Origin of the sequence: Streptomyces sp. NBC_01257 (genome assembly GCF_035917255.1) — a bacterium.
Taxonomy (GTDB): Bacteria; Actinomycetota; Actinomycetes; order Streptomycetales; family Streptomycetaceae; genus Streptomyces.
The window spans coordinates 7946129-7961003 of record NZ_CP108472.1 but is presented as its reverse complement, the minus strand read 5'-3'; the positions used below and the strand labels follow the sequence as shown (position 1 = coordinate 7961003).

Annotated in this window: 13 protein-coding genes; 4 read left to right on the top strand and 9 right to left on the bottom strand. The window is 72.2% G+C overall.

The window, feature by feature from the left end:
• Positions 1 to 14 precede the first annotated feature (14 nt).
• The 4 genes from OG408_RS34750 to OG408_RS34735 all read right to left on the bottom strand — a co-directional run bounded on the left by OG408_RS34750 (position 15) and on the right by OG408_RS34735 (position 5164).
• Positions 15 to 683 (bottom strand): GntR family transcriptional regulator, encoded by a 669-nt coding sequence (locus OG408_RS34750; RefSeq protein ID WP_266785496.1) that lies wholly within the window; start codon positions 681 to 683, stop codon positions 15 to 17.
• Positions 680 to 2155, bottom strand: a complete 1476-nt coding sequence (locus OG408_RS34745) for a chlorohydrolase family protein (protein ID WP_326673643.1) — start codon at positions 2153 to 2155, stop codon at positions 680 to 682. The genes OG408_RS34750 and OG408_RS34745 overlap by 4 nt, the downstream gene beginning before the upstream one ends.
• 220 nt (positions 2156 to 2375) lie before the next feature.
• Entirely contained in the window at positions 2376 to 4013 is a 1638-nt protein-coding gene (locus OG408_RS34740) for an ABC-F family ATP-binding cassette domain-containing protein (protein ID WP_266785492.1), read from the bottom strand.
• 104 nt (positions 4014 to 4117) lie between these two features.
• Positions 4118 to 5164 (bottom strand): oxidoreductase, encoded by a 1047-nt coding sequence (locus OG408_RS34735; protein ID WP_326673642.1) that lies wholly within the window; start codon positions 5162 to 5164, stop codon positions 4118 to 4120.
• Positions 5165 to 5270: 106 nt separating this feature from the next.
• Here OG408_RS34735 and OG408_RS34730 point away from each other — a divergent pair, with 106 nt between their 5' ends.
• Positions 5271 to 6194 carry an FAD-dependent oxidoreductase gene (locus OG408_RS34730; RefSeq protein ID WP_266785488.1) on the top strand — a complete coding sequence of 308 codons (924 nt, stop codon included), beginning with the start codon at positions 5271 to 5273 and terminating at the stop codon, positions 6192 to 6194.
• 85 nt (positions 6195 to 6279) lie between these two features.
• Here the strand turns inward: OG408_RS34730 and OG408_RS34725 are convergent, their stop codons facing one another.
• Both OG408_RS34725 and OG408_RS34720 read right to left on the bottom strand, forming a co-directional pair.
• Positions 6280 to 8025 carry a BCCT family transporter gene (locus OG408_RS34725; protein WP_266785486.1) on the bottom strand — a complete coding sequence of 582 codons (1746 nt, stop codon included), beginning with the start codon at positions 8023 to 8025 and terminating at the stop codon, positions 6280 to 6282.
• Positions 8026 to 8099: 74 nt separating this feature from the next.
• Positions 8100 to 9431: a M14 family metallopeptidase gene (locus tag OG408_RS34720; protein WP_326673641.1), complete on the bottom strand. Its 1332-nt coding sequence runs from the start codon at positions 9429 to 9431 to the stop codon at positions 8100 to 8102.
• A 142-nt stretch (positions 9432 to 9573) separates the two neighbouring features.
• Here OG408_RS34720 and OG408_RS34715 point away from each other — a divergent pair, with 142 nt between their 5' ends.
• Positions 9574 to 10686 (top strand): LacI family DNA-binding transcriptional regulator, encoded by a 1113-nt coding sequence (locus OG408_RS34715; RefSeq protein WP_326673640.1) that lies wholly within the window; start codon positions 9574 to 9576, stop codon positions 10684 to 10686.
• 39 nt (positions 10687 to 10725) lie between these two features.
• On the opposite strand, the gene OG408_RS34710 is transcribed toward OG408_RS34715, so the two are convergent.
• The gene (locus tag OG408_RS34710; protein WP_326673639.1) at positions 10726 to 11598 is read right to left on the bottom strand and encodes an oxygenase MpaB family protein; all 873 of its coding nucleotides are present in this window, start codon (positions 11596 to 11598) and stop codon (positions 10726 to 10728) included.
• Between the two features lie 282 nt (positions 11599 to 11880).
• Here OG408_RS34710 and OG408_RS34705 point away from each other — a divergent pair, with 282 nt between their 5' ends.
• Positions 11881 to 12855, top strand: a complete 975-nt coding sequence (locus OG408_RS34705) for an oxygenase MpaB family protein (protein ID WP_326673638.1) — start codon at positions 11881 to 11883, stop codon at positions 12853 to 12855.
• Here the strand turns inward: OG408_RS34705 and OG408_RS34700 are convergent.
• Both OG408_RS34700 and OG408_RS34695 read right to left on the bottom strand, forming a co-directional pair.
• Positions 12773 to 13405, bottom strand: coding sequence for a TetR/AcrR family transcriptional regulator (locus OG408_RS34700; RefSeq protein WP_266785476.1), 633 nt, complete (start codon positions 13403 to 13405; stop codon positions 12773 to 12775). The two genes, OG408_RS34705 and OG408_RS34700, sit on opposite strands and share 83 nt — an antisense overlap.
• Before the next feature lie 118 nt (positions 13406 to 13523).
• Positions 13524 to 14000 (bottom strand): macro domain-containing protein, encoded by a 477-nt coding sequence (locus OG408_RS34695; RefSeq protein ID WP_266785475.1) that lies wholly within the window; start codon positions 13998 to 14000, stop codon positions 13524 to 13526.
• A 118-nt stretch (positions 14001 to 14118) separates the two neighbouring features.
• On the opposite strand from OG408_RS34695, the gene OG408_RS34690 reads away from it, so the two are divergent.
• The gene (locus tag OG408_RS34690; RefSeq protein ID WP_266785474.1) at positions 14119 to 14850 is read left to right on the top strand and encodes a MerR family transcriptional regulator; all 732 of its coding nucleotides are present in this window, start codon (positions 14119 to 14121) and stop codon (positions 14848 to 14850) included.
• Positions 14851 to 14875: the final 25 nt, after the last annotated feature.

Here is a 14875-nt window from a genome sequence, read left to right as displayed (position 1 = left end):
CATGCAGGTGTGGGTCATTCCGCCGGAAGCACCTCGGCCAGGGCCGCCAGCGAGGGGCCACGGCCCCGCTCGATGTGCGCGTAGGCGAGGGCGTCGGCCAGATCGGGCTTGCCCGCGTAGATCGCCGCGCAGATGTCCTGGTGCTCGGTGCACTGGACGCGCGGGTCGAGGCCGCCGGTGAGCGTGAACAGCCACTGGACCAGGCCGAGCGAGGGCTGCAGCGCGTCCTGGAGCAGCCGGTTCCCGGTCATCGCGACGATCTCGGCGTGCAGCGCGGTGTTGGCGGCGGGGATCCCGTGGGCGTCGCCGCGCCGGGTGGCGTCCTCGGCCGCCTCCATGAGTTCGCGCAGCCGCTCGCCGCCGCGGCCGCCGGCGCAGGCCTCCGCGGCCCTGCGGGCGGCGAACACCTCAAGGCTCAGCCGGAGGTCGAAGAGCTCGGCCACATCGCGCAGCGAGAGGTTGCGCACGGACGCGCCGCGCCGCGGGGAGATCACCACGAGCCCCTCCCCCGTGAGCCGGGTCAGCGCCTCCCGGACGGGGATGCGCGAGAAGCCAAGCGCCTCGGAGAGCTCGCGTTCGCGCAGGCGCCCGCCGGGCGGGTACTCGCCGGACAGGATGCGGGCGCGGATGGTCCGTTCGGCGTGATCGACATGGGAGGCACCGGACTCGGGCGCATCGGTCATCGTGAGGTCTCCTCGTACGGCGGGAACGTCGGCGGGAACAGTTCGCCGGCACCTCGGCGGTGCAGGTCGCGCTCGCCGTAGGCCGCGCGCATTGTCTCGAACAGGGACTGGGCCCGGCGCCGCAGGTTCGCCTGGTCGATGCCCGGTATCCGGCCGTCGGTCATGACGGGGCGTCCCGCGACGACGGAGTGGGTGGCCTGCCGGGCGGTGCCGTTGAGCAGGAGCGTACGGACGGGGTCGTCCTGGACTCCGTCGCGGATGTCGTCCAGCCGGAACGCCACCAGGTCCGCCTGCGCGCCCGGCTCCAGCCGTCCGAGGTCGGTGCGTCCCAGGGCGCGGGCGCCGCCGAGCGTGGCCGCCTCGACGTAGTGCTCGGCGGGTGCGGCGTCCGCGCGTCCGTCGACGACCTTCGCGAGGTGGACGCCCACGTCCATGCCCCGGATCAGGTCCGGCGGGAAGGAGTCGGTGCCCAGGCACAGGTTGATCCCGGCCCGCCGGTAGGCGTCGAAGGAGTGCAGCACCTGGCCGTAGCGCAGGGAGGTCTGCGGGCAGTGGACGACGGAGACGTCCGCCGCCGCGAGGGCGGCCAGGTCGCCGCGGTCCTCGCCGTGGACGTCGGGGTGGCGGTCGGTCACGATGCCGTGCGGCACGAGGAGCCGGGTGTCCAGCAGCCCGGTGCGGGCGAGCAGTTCCAGGGGTGTGGTGCCGTGCAGTTCCCGTACGAGATCGCGTTCGGTCAGGCCCTGGAGGCAGTGCAGCCGTACGAGGACGTCGCGCTGCCGGGCGGTCGCGGCGGTCTCGCGCAGGAGGTCCTCGGTGAGCGTCTCGATGCGGCACGGCAGGAGGACCCCGTTGACCAGCGGGTCGCCGAGGGCCTCGGTGTGGTCGAGGAAGCGGACGGCGTCGCGCAGCCCCGCGCGGCCGCGTTCCTCGTCGAAGGCGACGCCGCGGCCGCCGTCGGGCCGTGCGACGTTGACGCCGGAGCGGTAGGCGGGGCCCAGGTAGCCGCGCAGGCCGATGCGGCGGGAGGTCCGCGCCATCGCGACGAGTTCGTCGTACGGCTCCGCCCAGTCGCTGTGGATCTCCGAGGCGATCGGCATGTAGGTGGTGATGCCGTGCAGGGCCAGCTGGACGAGCGCGTACTCGCGGACGGTGGCCCGTTCCGCGGGGGTGAGGACGGGGCGGCGGCGGTGGTCGAAGTAGTCCTGGGACCACTGGAGTCCGGCGGCGCGTTCACGGGGCGCCCAGGAGTCCAGGACGAGGTGGTCGATGTCGGTGAGCGCGTCCAGGTCGATGAGCCCGGGCATCACCAGGGCCTCGCCGAGGTCCAGTTCCTCGTCCACCGGGCCGTCGTACCCCGTGCCGACGTACGCGATCGTGTCGTCCTCCCACACGATCTCGCCGTCGCGCAGCAGCGCGTGCCCGCCGTTCCGGTGGGCGAGGACGTGGGTGGCGCGCCAGCGGGTTCGCACGGGGCCTCCTGCGGGTGCGGGGTACCGGACCGCTCCGGCCGGACGGCAGTCCTCGCGCCGGAGCAAGGCGACAGTAACACTTGGCATACCAAGTGATCGCGCCTTCAGGAGTTATGCGGAGTAAGTCGGAATTCTTCCCTGAATGGATGCGTGAGGAGGGAGTGCGTGAGACCTCTTGGCATACCAGCGTGTGACCGGTCCGGGAGACCGGTCACACGCGTCAGCTCTCCGTGAGCCGGCCGGCCGTCACCTCGACGCGGCGCGTCGTACGGACCGCCTCCAGCATCCGGCGGTCGTGCGTGACGAGCAGCAGCGTCCCCGTGTAGGAGTCGAGCGCCGATTCCAGCTGTTCGATAGCGGGCAGGTCCAGGTGGTTGGTCGGCTCGTCCAGCACGAGGAGATTCACGCCGCGGCCCTGGAGGAGCGCGAGCCCCGCCCGGGTGCGCTCGCCCGGGGAGAGCGTGGTCGCCGGGCGCATCACATGGTCGGCGCGCAGGCCGAACTTGGCGAGCAGCGTGCGGACCTCGGCGGGTTCCGTCTCGGGGACGGCCGCGCAGAAGGCCTCCAGGAGCGACTCCGAGCCGTGGAACAGCTTCCGAGCCTGGTCGACCTCGCCGACGACCACGCCGGAGCCGAGGCTCGCGTGCCCCGAGTCCAGCGGGAGGCGGCCGAGCAGGGCCGCGAGGAGGGTTGACTTGCCGGCTCCGTTGGCGCCCGTGATGGCGACCCGGTCCGCCCAGTCGATCTGGAGCGAGGCCGGCCCGAACGCGAAGTCGCCGAGCACCACCTCGGCCTCGCGCAGCGTGGCGACGACGGAGCCGGAGCGGGGCGCGGAGGCGATCTCCATCCGCAGCTCCCACTCCTTGCGCGGCTCGTCCACGACGTCGAGGCGCTCGATCATGCGCTGGGTCTGCCGGGCCTTCGCGGCCTGCTTCTCGCTGGACTCGCTGCGGAACTTGCGGGCCATCTTGTCGGAGTCGGAGGCCTTGCGGCGCGCGTTCCTGACGCCCTTGTCCATCCAGGAGCGCTGCATGAGCGCGCGGCCTTCGAGCGCCGAGCGCTTGTCGGAGTACTCCTCGAACTCCTCACGGGCGTGCCTGCGGGCCCGCTCGCGCTCCTCCAGGTAGGCCGCGTAGCCGCCGCCGTAGAGGTTGATCTGCTGCTGGGCGAGGTCCAGTTCGAGCACCTTGGTGACCGTGCGCATCAGGAACTCACGGTCGTGGCTGATGACGACGGTGCCGGCGCGCAGCCCGGAGACGTACCGCTCCAGCCGTTCCAGACCGTCCAGGTCGAGGTCGTTGGTGGGCTCGTCGAGCAGGAAGACGTCGTAGCGCGACAGCAGCAGCGAGGCGAGTCCGGCACGGGCCGCCTGGCCGCCGGAGAGTGCGGTCATCGGCAGGTCGAGCCCGACGGTGAGGCCGAGGTCGGCCGCGATCTCCTCGGCCCGCTCGTCCAGGTCGGCGCCGCCGAGGGCGAGCCAGCGCTCCAGGGACTCGGAGTACGCGTCGTCGGCGCCGGGGGCGCCGTCGACGAGGGCCTGGGTGGCGGTGTCCATCGTCGCCTGGGCCTCGGCGACGCCGGTGCGCCGGGCCAGGAACTCCCGCACGGTCTCGCCGGGGCGGCGGTCCGGTTCCTGCGGCAGGTGGCCGACCGTGGCGGTGGGCGGGGAGAGCCGCAGCTCGCCCTCCTCCGGCTGGTCGAGACCGGCGAGAAGCCGGAGGAGCGACGATTTTCCGGCCCCGTTGACTCCGACGAGACCGATCACGTCACCGGGCGCGACCACGAGGTCGAGCTCGGCGAAGAGAGTGCGGTCGCCGTGTCCGGCGGCGAGGTCCTTGGCGACGAGAGTGGCAGTCATCAGGGTGCCGATCCTAATCGGCCGCCGGGCCGCTCCGGACGCTCAGGGCGGCCCGGGCGGCCCTGCCGTCGGCGGGTGGTCCGCGGCCTGCGCCGACGGGCTGTTCAGCGGTGCACCACAGGGGCGGCCAGCACGCTTCCCGTCGTGCGGGCCACCAGGAAGGAGCGGCCCTTCACGGCCCCCGCGTCCAGCGGGATGCGGTGTTCGCCCGGTTCCAGGAAGCCGTTGAACAGCTCGTGGGCGCGGGTGCGGGACAGCAGGTCGAGGCGGTAGGCGACCAGGGTCACCCGGCAGGGCGAGGTGACCTTCACCGCGGCCGTGCCGCCCGCCGCGTCCAGCCGGACCAGCCGGTGCTGGGCGGGGGCGCCGCGGTCCAGGGCGTGCTCGATCTGGGCGACGAGGACGGGGACGACCGGGGCGAGCCCGTCGACGTACGCGACGTCCGTGCCGGCCCGGCCGAACGCCTCGCGCACGGCGGTGCGCTCCGGGTCGCCGACCGCGCGCCCGAAGAGGACGGCGCGGTAGGCGCGCAGTTCCTCGCCGGGCACCTGTGCGGCGTCCGCGGTGATGTCGGCGCCGATGCCGATGGTGCGCAGGGCGGCGGCGAGCCGGGCCAGGCCGGCGACCCGGGCGCCGATGAGCAGGACGCGGCGGCCGGCGGGAGCCTGTGCCTGCGGGGCGGCCTCGTCGGCGGCCGGCAGGAGCCGTTCCAGCTCGCGGCGGTACTGCTCGCCGTCGAAGCGGTACGGCCCTATGTCCCGGTAGCCGCCCTCCTCCAGGTCGACGGACTCGTACGTCTGCCAGGCGAAGTCTCGCCACACGATGTCCGTGCCGTCGCGTTCGATGACGGCGGTGACCGCCCCGCATTCGAGACTCTCGCACTCGGGGCAGCCGTAGATCACATAGCGTCCGCCCGCGAGCGGCGCCTCGGCCTCCAGCAGCAGCCGGCGCACATGGGTGGTGAAGATCGCGGGCGGTACGTCGGAGGCGAGCGGGGAGACGGCGTCGAGGTCGGACAGGCGGAAGAGCAGCGGGCGGCCGTCGACGAGGAAGTCCATGAAGTCCCGGTGCACCTGGTGGTCACCGTTGGCCAGGACACCGCCGGCCCGCATGGCGGGTGCCAGACCGAAGGTCGCGTACGGGGCAGACATGACCCGAGTATTCCCGTCCGGAGCCCGTTGTGAGCACGCCGTGGCGGATTTCCGTTAGCGTCGCCACCTGAACGAGGAACAGTCGAACGGATACGGCGGGGCGGCAGTGTCGGAAGTGATTGTGGTGGGCGGTGGGGTCAGTGGTCTCACCACGGCGACGGTCCTGGCGGAGCGCGGCCATCGCGTGCGGGTCTGGTCCAGGGAACCGGCCGCGACCACGACGTCGGCGGTCGCGGGCGCCCTGTGGTGGCCCTACCGGATCGAGCCGCGGGACCGGGTCGGCGACTGGTCGCTGACCTCGCTGCGGTGGTACGAGGAACTGGCCGGCCGTCCGCACGAGACCGGTGTACGGCTGGTCGCCGGGGTGCACCGGGGCGAGCGGCTCGCCGCGCTCGGGCCGTGGGCCGCACAGCTCACGGATGTCGTGGAGACCGCCGAGGGGCTGCGGTGCCGGCTGCCGCTGCTCGACATGCCGGCCCATCTGGAATGGCTGGAGAACCGGGTCAGGGCCGCCGGGGGTTCGGTGGAGCGGCGCAAGGTCAACTCGTTCGACGAGGCGGCCGCGGAGGCGGCGACGGTGGTCAACTGCACGGGGCTCGGTGCCCGGGCCCTGGTCCCGGACGCCGGGATGCGTTCGGTGCGCGGGCAGTTGGTGCTGGTCGAGAATCCGGGGATCGACGAGTGGTTCACCGAGGCGGACCCGTCGTCGAGCGAGACGACGTACTTCTTCCCCCAGCCCGGCAGGCTGGTGCTCGGCGGCACGGCCGGCGCCGACGACTGGAGCACGGTGCCCAATCCCCGTACCGCACAGGAGATCGTGGCCCGCTGCGCCCGGATCCGGCCGGAGATCGCCCGGGCGCGGGTCATCGGACACCGGGTGGGGCTGCGGCCGGCCCGGGAGGCCGGGGTGCGGATCGAGGCGGAGGCGCTGCCGGGCGGCGGGCGGCTGGTGCACAACTACGGGCACGGGGGCGCGGGCGTGACGGTGGCCCTGGGCTGCGCCGAGGCGGCGGCCCAGCTGGTGGGCTGAGCCGCCGTGTCCGCCGGCGGAACCCAGGGCCTCTCGTTTGGATCATGCCGGGCTCGCGGGGTCCGGCCTGATCCGGACGAAGGCCCTAGGTGTCAGCCGCGGTCGAGCCGCCGGGCCCGTCGTGGCGTTCCGTGGTGACCTGGCTGCCGCCGGGGCCGATCCGGATCTCGAAGTCGCCGTCGTACTTGGCGTGGCCCTCGATGACCGCGGACTCGACGGCTTCGACACCGAACTCGCGCCGCACGATCAGCGGGTCCTCCCGCAGGTCGCGCATCAGGGAAACGCACATGCCGATCATCACGAGGGTGAACGGCGCCGCCACCAGAATGGTCAGGTTCTGCAGGCCCTCCAGCGCATTGCCCTTGCCGTTCCCGATCAGCAGCATGATCGCGGCCACGGCGCCGGTGACGACGCCCCAGAAGATGACGACCCACTTGGCGGGTTCGAGGATGCCCTTCTGCGAGAGGGTGCCCATCACGATGGAGGCGGCGTCCGCGCCCGAGACGAAGAAGATGCCGACCAGAACCATCACCAGCACGCTCATCACGGTGGCGATCGGGAACTCCGCGAGGACGCCGAAGAGCTGGGCCTCCGGGGTGTCCGCCCCGCTCAGCCGGCCCGCCTCCTGGAGCTTGATCGCGGTTCCGCCGAAGATCGCGAACCAGACGAGGCTGACGGTGCTCGGGACGAGGATGACCCCGCCGATGAACTGGCGGATGGTCCGGCCCCGGCTGATCCGTGCGATGAACATGCCCACGAAGGGCGTCCAGGAGATCCACCAGGCCCAGTAGAAGACGGTCCAGCTGCCCAGCCAGGTGGCCACCTTGCCCTCGCCGGTCGCCTCGGTGCGTCCGATGAGCTGCGGCAGGTCACCGAGGTAGGCGCCGAGCGAGGTGGGCAGCAGGTCCAGCACGATGATCGTGGGGCCCGCGATGAACACGAAGACGGCGAGGATCAGGGCGAGCACCATGTTGATGTTGGAGAGCCACTGAATGCCCTTCTCCACGCCGGAGACCGCCGAGGCGACGAAGGCGACGGTGAGCACGGCGATGATCAGGACCAGGAGGCCGGTGCCCGTCTTCTCCTGCCAGTTCAGCTCCTGGAATCCGCTGCCGATCTGGAGGGCACCCAGGCCCAGTGAGGCCGCCGAGCCGAAGAGCGTGGCGAAGATGGCGAGGATGTCGATCAGGCGGCCGAAGCCGCCGTGGGCGTGGCGGGCGCCGATGAGCGGTTCGAACACCGCGCTGATCGTCTGCCGCCTGCGGCGCCGGAAGGTGCTGTAGGCGATGGCCAGCCCGACCACCGCGTAGATCGCCCAGGGGTGGAGCGTCCAGTGGAAGAGGGTGGTGGCCATCGCCGTCTGCAGCGCCTCGGCGGCGTCCGCGGGGTGGGTTCCGGGCGGCGGGTCGGTGAAGTGCGCCAGGGGCTCACTGACCCCGTAGAACATCAGACCGATTCCCATGCCGGCGCTGAACATCATCGCGACCCAGGACACGGTCCTGAATTCCGGCTCCTCGCCCTCCTGGCCGAGGGTGATCTTTCCGTACCGGCTGATGGCGAGCCACAGGGCGAAGACCACGAACCCGGTGGCTGCCAGCATGAAGGCCCAACCACCGTTGTGGAGGAGCCCGTTGAGCAGGGTGTCGGACACGTCCTCCAGCGAGTCGGTGGCCGTGGCCCCCCAGACCACGAAGGCGAGGGTGAGGACCGCGGCGACCCCGAACACCACCCGGTCGGTCGTAGGGCGCCGGCCCTGCGTCGGATCGACGGGCAGATCCGCCGTCACCGACAGATCCCCCCTGCCGCCCGTTCTCTCATCGTCCTGCGACACGAATGGCACCTTTCGCGGAAGCTGGAAAATCGCTCTCCGTAGGCAGTACCACACACCGTGTGCATCTCACGGGATCAACAAGCGGTATCAGCTTGACCGTTTGTGAGGCGATATGTCGCCCTCCGGTCCAGGAGGAGCGGAATCAGCTTCCGGGCCGGCTGCCGCAGGGGCACGTACACACCGTCACCATCGGGCCGGGACGTGACGCCGTGCAGAGCCAGTTCGTCCCCCACGTCGCCGAACTGTTCCGCCGTGAGCCGGTAGCCGCAGGGCGGGTGGCGCAGGACCTCGTCGGGCCGCGCCGCCTCGTTGTCCGCTCCCCCGAGGTACACGGGCCCCCGGTCGGTCCGCCCCGCCGCCCGGGACCGGACCGTGACCTCCATGACCGCGTCATGCCGCTCTTCGAGATAGGAGAACAGCCCCTTGAGAGCGGCGAGTTGGGAGGTGACGCGGCGACGGTTGCCAAGTGCGGGGTCGGCCCGCTCGGCGGCCGAGAGCGCGTCCATGCGGGACTCGACGAGCAGGCCGACCGCGTGTTTGAGGGCCGCGGTGTTGCGCAGGATGCGTTCCTGTCCGTCGCCCGCGGTCTGCCTGACCGGGTCGCCCGTCACCGGGTCGGTCCACACGCCGTACCGGCCGCTGCTGAATCCGGCGTCCACCGCGGCCGTACGCACATGGCGCTCGGCCAGCAGCGCCGACTCGTCGTGCACCCGCTCGTCGGCGTTGAGGTTGCGGGGCCACAGGACGTAGAGGTCCTTGTCGTAGTACGGCGGGGTCGCGCCGTACTCGTGCAGGTCGTCGATCACCTCGGGCGTCCGGTCCCGGATGACGGCGGCCAGCGCGCGGGCCTCGGCGGTGCGCAGCGCGAGGTGGTCGCGGTTGATGTCCAGGCCGTCGGCGTTGCCCCGGGTCCCGGCGGCCAGGCCGTCGGGGTTGGCCGTGGGCAGGACCAGGACGCTGGTACGGGAGAGCAGGGCGCGGGTCGCCGGGTCGGTGGCGTAGCCGAGGTCACGGATCAGCGTCAGGCACGCCTCGCGGCCGGCGGGTTCGTCGCCGTGCTGGCTGCAGACCAGCAGGACGGCCGGCGCGGCCGGACGTTCACTGCCGATCCGGACGAGGCGCAGCGGCCGCCCCTCCTTCGTCGTGCCGATCCGTTCGACGGAGACCAGGCCGCTGTGGCGGTCGACGGCGGCGAGCAGGGACCGCTCCTCGTCCTGGCCGGTCCACCGCGCACCCTCGGCGGACTCGAAGCCGGTACGCGGCCGCAGGTGCGCGGCCTCCGAGGGGACGGTGACGAGCGGGACGGCGAGCGCGGCGGCGACGGCCGTGAGCGCGAGGTTGCGCACGCGGTGCGGGCCGGAGCCCCGGCCGGGGCCGTTCGCGGAACCCCGCACACGTGTCGGCATGGCGGGAAGGTACCCCGGCCGCAGCCCGCGCAACAGGTGCGCCCGCCAGGAATCGCGGGACAGCCCTTAGGGTGATGAGGTTCGCGCTGATCGGCCGGGCCCGGCCGTTTCCTGCATCGTCCGTGCCCCCGAGGAGCGTCCCTTGCCCGGTCCGACCCCCGATGCCCAGCGTGACGCGCGCCCCACCCTGGAGGCGGTGGCGGCCCGCGCCGGTGTCTCCCGGGCAACGGCCTCCCGGGTGGTGAACGGCGGTGCGGGGGTGCGGCAGCCGCTCGTGGACCAGGTCCGCAAGGCGGTCGAGGAGCTCGGCTACATACCGAACCACGCCGCCCGGACCCTGGTCACCCGGCGCAACGGGGCGGTCGCCGTGCTCATCGACGAGCCCGAGGCCCGGATCTTCTCCGACCCCTTCTTCTCCCAGCACATCCGCGGCATCAGCCGTGAACTCAGCGTTCACGACGCCCAGCTGGTCCTGCTCCTGGTCGAGGGCAGCGGCGACTTCGAACGGGTCACCCGGTATCTGGCCGGCGGCCATGTGGACGGGGTGCTGGCCTTCTCGCTGCACACCGACGACGAACTCCCCGAGGTCATCAGGCGGTTCCGGGTGCCGACCGTCTACGGCGGCCGTCCCGGGCGGCCGGGTGCCGCGTCCGAGCTCGCGTTCCCCTATGTGGACTGCGACAACCGCGGCGGCGCCCGCGAGGCCGTGCGGCATCTGGTCTCGCTCGGCCGCCGCAACATCGCCCACATCGCGGGTCCGCGCGACCAGACGTCGGCGCTCGACCGGATCGACGGCTACACCGACGTACTGCCCGACGGCGATCCCGCCCTCATCACGGACGGCGACTTCACCGCCGATGGCGGCGCCCGGGCAATGACGCGCCTGCTGGAGCGACGGCCTGACCTCGACGCCGTCTTCGCCGCCAACGACCTCATGGCGTCCGGCGCCCTGCGGGTGCTGCGCGACCGTGGCCTGCGCGTACCGCAGGACGTCGCCCTGGTCGGCTTCGACGACCTGGAGTCGGTCGCCGAGACGACCGATCCACCGCTGACGACGGTCCGTCAGGACGTGGTGGGCATGGGCAGGTTGATGGTCAGGCTGCTGATGGAACGGCTCAACGAGGGTGAAGGCGCCGGCAAGGGCAGAGGCGCGGGTGCCGAGGCCCTCTCCGGACCCGCCCGTTCCGGCTCCGGCTCCGGGGACACCGATTCCGTCATCATGCCGACGCAGCTGATCCGCCGCGCATCGGCGTGACCGTCGCCGTGCGAGGCCGGTCGCCGCGGAGAAGCCCGGTCAGCACCGCGCCTTCCGGTGGGCCGCCCTCGCCCGACGCGCCCGCGGCAGATACCGCAGACGCTCCGGCAGCACCGGCACCACCACCCGCAGCACGGCGCAGAACCTCCGCAGTGCGCGCTCCTGCCCCTGTGTCCACTCCAGACCGATCGCCTCGCGCGCGTCCGGCGGCATCAGTCCGACCGTGAGGAACCCGCGGAACCGGGTCAGGGGCGGCAGGAGAACCGGCCACAGCGCCCTCAGCAGCAGCCGCAGGGCCAGGGGGCCGCGGTCGGGCGGCGGTACGGGGGTGGCGGTGGCGACGAGTTCGTCGACGACGACCGTCCGCTCCACCTCGGTGGCGAGCATGCCGCGGTAGTAGGGCCAGAACTCCTCGATCGTCTGCGGCATGTCCCGGTCGTGGATCCCGAGCACCCGGCCCACCTGGAGCCACTCCCGGTACAGCGCCCGCTCCTGCGCCGCGCCGAGCGGGCGGATCAGGTACCGGGCCGCGTGCTGGTACACGGGGAATCCGGTGGCGTGCACCCATGCGTAGTTCGCCGGTGACAGTGCGTGGTACGGGCGGCCCCGGGTGTCCGTGCCCCGGATGGTGCGGTGCAGCCGGCGGAGCCTGCGCCCCTCCTCGGCGGCTTCCGCACCCCCGTACACCCAGAGCTGGAGCGAGCTCAGGGAGCGTTCCCCGCGCCCCCACGGGTCCGTACGGAACACGGAGTGCTCGTCGACGCCCGCACCGACCGCGGGGTGGGCGACCTGGAGGGTGAGGGCGGCGGGCAGCATCAGCAGGGCCCGGACGTCCCCGGACAGACTCCACAGCACACCCCCGGGAGGGGGCGGTACGGGGTCGTCACCCCTGGCCGGCTCGCTGCTGCTCATACGGTGCTCCCGACATTCGGCGGGCGTACGGATCGGCGCCCGGCCCCTGCGTGATCCAGTATGCGAGCGCTTCGCGCGCCGCGCGCAGCCGCCCCCGCGGCACGGGCTCGCACGCCGCTCCCTCGATGGCGCCGGCAGTGTTGACGGACCCCGTGAAACAAGTCGATAGTATTTGTAACTTTGACTCTCGCACCGGACGGCCAGTCATATCCCTTGCATCTCATGTGAGTTGACCCGTCGGTGGCCTCGCAGGGAGTCGGTACACGGACAGGAGGGCGCACCATGGGCCGATACAGCCGCCTGCACGAGATACGCCGGATGGATCCGGCACGCGACTACGCCGAGATCCTTCGGCTGATCTCGCAGTACGAGTTCCCCTGGGACTACCGGCAGGGGGTGAGCATCGCCTTCCTCCGGGACTACGGCGTCCCGCGGATCTCCGTGCTCCTGGACCGGACCCAGGAGTTCGAACGGGCCGGGCAGAAGCGGTACGACGACACGGTGCTGCTCGGGTACGAGATGGCCGCCGACGGCTTCGACTCGGAGCGCGGACGGGCCGCCGCACGCCATCTCAACCGGATCCACGGCAAGTACCGCATCCCGAACGAGGACTTCCGCTACGTCCTGGCGACCACGGTCGTGGGGCCGAAGCGCTGGATCGACCGGTTCGGCTGGCGCCCCCTGTGCGACCAGGAGGTGCAGGCGCTGGTCGAGGTCGGCCGCAAGATGGCCTCGGTCATGGGCATCGCGGATGTGCCCGACACATACGAGGGGTTCGAGCGGCTCCTCGACTCCTACGAGGAGCAGATGTTCGCGTACGACCCGGCCAACCGGCGGGTCGCGAACGCCTCCTTCCGGGTCATGGCCGGCTGGTATCCGCGTCCGTTACGGCCCCTGGTGGCCAGATTCTCGCTCGCCCTGCTCGACGAGCCGCTGCTCAGGGCGCTGGGCTTCCGGCCGCAACCGCAGTGGGCGCAGGCCTCGGCCTCGGCAGCCCTGCGCCTGCGCGCCCGGTGCGTACGCCGGCTGCCGGCCCGGCCGCGCCGCTTCCCCTCGCGCCCGCAGCCCCGTTCGTACCCCTTCGGCTGGCGGCTCGACGACCTCGGACCGCACTGGGCCCGCAACCGCCCCCTGGAGCCGCTGCCCGACGAGGCCGGCGGGACCCCCGACGGCTCTAACCGGCAGCGAGCAGCGGCACCAGACAGCGGCGGGCGAACTCCCGCACCTGGGTGTCGTCGTCCAGCTCGAAACAGCTGACGGGATTGAGGAGGAAGGAGACGGTGATCCGCACCATCAGCTCGGCGACGGGGGTGGGATCACCCGCCGGCCTGCCCTCCGCCCACCGGGCCTCCCGCAGCCGGTCGGCCAGGTAGGCGCGGATGGCGAGGAAGGCCGGGCCGCTCTCCAGGGTCAGGAAGGGCAGCATGGTCTCGGGTTCCAGCCTCAGCAGACCGCCGATGAGCGGGTGCTCGCGGATGTGCCGGAGCACGGCGGTGAAGCCCTCGACGAGCCGGTCCTCCGTCGTGGGCAGCGCGGCCACGGCCTCGTCCACCTCCACGACGAAGCGGTGGTACTCGCGCAGCAGACAGGCGGAGACGAGGCTGTCCTTGTTGCCGATCCGCCGGTAGACGGTCACCCGGGAGACCTTGGCGCGCTTGGCGACGTCGTCGACGGTGGAGCGTCGCAGCCCGAAGGTCATGAACTGCTCGCGTGCGGCGTCCAGGATCTGCTCGCTCAGCGCGTCGGAGGGAGGTGCCGCGTCGAGCGCCAGGACCGGCGCCGTCCCGTCGGTGCTCCGTGCCGTCATGGACCCTCCCCCGTTGTGCGGCTTCCTCTCCCACCATAGGAGCCGATACGGAGTGACGTGCCCCGTATTCCTGTAACGCGCCCCGGCCGGCCGTTGACGGCAGTGGGGGCGCCTTCCGTCAGTCGAAGTCGTACACCGTCACCGGCAGACCCCGTCCGGTCAGCCGTTTCGCTATCAGCGGCTCGATCCGCGACCACTTCCCGCCCGCCAGCCCGCAGCCGATCCGGGGCATGTGCACCGAGGCCCCCAGCCCGGCCGCCCGGTCCGCCACCGCTCCCAGCGCCGTGTCGATCGCCTCGTACCGCACCGGGACCCCGTTGCTCCCCCTGCGCATCCCGCGCTGGCCCACCGCGTTCGCCACCCAGATGTACGGGCTCACCTGCACGAACTGCACGGCGCCGAGGGCGAAGTCGTTGCCCGAGCGCTCGCGGTGCCATCGGCGGTAGGCCGCCTCGGGCTCGGGCCAGCGGCGCGAGAGGGCCAGGACGAAACCCTTGCCCCAGCCTCCGAGGTCGTTGCAGACATGGACGATCAGCTTGACGCCCTTGCCCTGCGGGGCCGTGGCGTCCCCCCGTACATAAGTGATCTCCGGCATGAACCCACCGTATGGGCGCCCACTGACAACGGGGGCCGGGGTGGACGGCGCAGCCGCGGTGGCGGACACTTTCACAGCAGTGGTGAGACACCGATGCTGTCCGACACGAGGAGCAGAGATGGCGACCGGGACCGACGAGCCGACGCTCACGGTGGACGAGCTGGCGGCGCGCGCCGGAGTCACCGTGCGCACCGTGCGGTTCTACAGCACCCGGGGTCTGTTGCCGCCGCCGGTCATCGGGCCGCGCCGGGTGGGGCACTACGGGCACGAGCACCTGTCCCGGCTGGCGCTCATCGAGGAGCTCCAGCACCAGGGCATGACGCTCGCCGCGATCGAACGCTATCTGGAGCAGCTGCCGCCCGATCTGAGCGCCCACGATCTGGCCATCCACCGTGCGCTCGTGGCCTCTTGGGCCCCCGATTCGGCGGAGGACGCGACGCGGGCGGAGCTGGAGCGGCGGGCGGGGCGGCCGCTGGCGCAGCAGGACATCGACCGGCTGGCCGCGATGGGGGTGCTGGAGCGGGCCGATCCGGGGGACGGTGTGTACCGGGTGGATCCGGGGCTGCTGCGGCTCGGGGTGGAACTGCTCGACGTGCCGATCGCGCACGAGACGATCCTCGCCGCGCGCACCGTCCTGCTGGAGCACACCCGCTCGGCCGCGCACGAGCTGACCCGGCTGTTCCGGGACGAGGTGTGGAATCCGTACCGGGAGCGGGAGTCGGACCCCGAGCACCTCAAGGCGATGAAGTCGCTCTCGGCTCACATGCAGCCGATCGTGCTGCAGGCGCTGGTGACCGCGTTCCAGCGCTCCCTCAAGGAGGAGTTGCGGGCCGCCTTCGCGGCCGAGTAGCGGCCTGACGGGCCGCACCGGTGGT